Origin of the sequence: Methylobacterium sp. GC_Met_2 (assembly GCF_026540795.1) — a bacterium.
Taxonomy (GTDB): Bacteria; Pseudomonadota; Alphaproteobacteria; order Rhizobiales; family Beijerinckiaceae; genus Methylobacterium.
Map to the genome: position 1 here is coordinate 1 of NZ_JALNUM010000259.1, position 1,060 is coordinate 1,060.

Genomic DNA, 1,060 nt, shown 5'->3' on the forward strand with positions numbered 1-1,060 from the left:
TCGAGGATGTCGGCGTAGGATGCGAAGATCCGATTGCCGAGCCAGTTGTCGCGCATGAACTGCCATAGGTTCTCCACGGGGTTGAGTTCGGGGGAGCGGGCCGGCAGGGGCAGCAAGGTGATGTTGGCGGGTACGACGAGTTTCCTGGTCGTGTGCCAGCCGGCCTGATCGAGCAGCAGCACGGCGTGCGCATCGGGGGCGACGGTCCTGGCGATCTCTTCGAGGTGCAGCCCCATCGCCTCGGTGGTGCAGCGGGGCATGACGAGGCCGGCCCCTTTGCCGAGGGCGGGGCAGATCGCCCCGAAGATGTAGGCCGAGGCGGTGCGCTGGTCCTTGGGCGCGGCAGGGCGCGTGCCGCGGCGGGCCCAGCGCCGGTGGATCGTGTTCTTCTGGCCGACCCGGGCCTCGTCGGAAAACCAGATCTCTATCGGCTTGCCGCCATTGGCCTGCGCGATCTCCGCCATGCGGGCGGGGAAGCTTTTTTAAAAGCCGGGCTGTCGTCCGGGTTTTGGGCGTGGTGGCGCGGGCGGGCGGAGAGCTTGCGGTAGCCCATGCCCCGCAGGACCCGGCTCAGCGTCTGCTCGGACACCGAGACGCCGTGATCCTCGAACAGGATCTGGGCGAGATCGACCAGCCGCCAGCGCACCACCCCGTGGGCGGCCGGCATCGGCCCCTGCTCGACCAGCGTGCGCAGCGCGTCCCGCTGCTCGGCGTTCAGGCGCGGGCGGGCTCCGGGCGCCTTGCCGCCGATCAGCCCGTCCGGACCGTGCACGTTGAACGCCACGACCCAGTCCCGCACCGTCTGGAGCCCGACCCCGCCCAGCGCGGCGGCCTGCGTCCGCGACCCGCCCGCGTAGATCGCCGACACAGCCAGCAGGCGCCGGGTCTGGGCGGGATCACGCGAACCCTTGGCCAGGGCACGCAGGCCCTGAGCGTCAAAGTCCGACCGCAGCGGCACCGGAGCAGCCATCCCATCCTCCTCAGGCTCCAAACCCGAAGACAGAACCAATCTTCAGCCGCCGAGGCTACCCCGTGAGTCCCGCTCAACGAAGGTTGGTAT

1 protein-coding gene is annotated in these 1,060 nt (G+C 69.9%); it reads right to left on the minus strand.

Features of this window, described 5'->3' with window-relative positions:
* Positions 1–1,009 (minus strand): IS630 family transposase gene (locus tag OXS49_RS33330; RefSeq protein ID WP_267428766.1). Its coding sequence is split into 2 segments (ribosomal slippage), with 1,010 coding nucleotides annotated over them: positions 1–478 and positions 478–1,009; the frame shifts between segments, so codons are not numbered across the junction. This gene is flagged as partial in the annotation.
* Between the last annotated feature and the right edge of the window lie 51 nt (positions 1,010–1,060).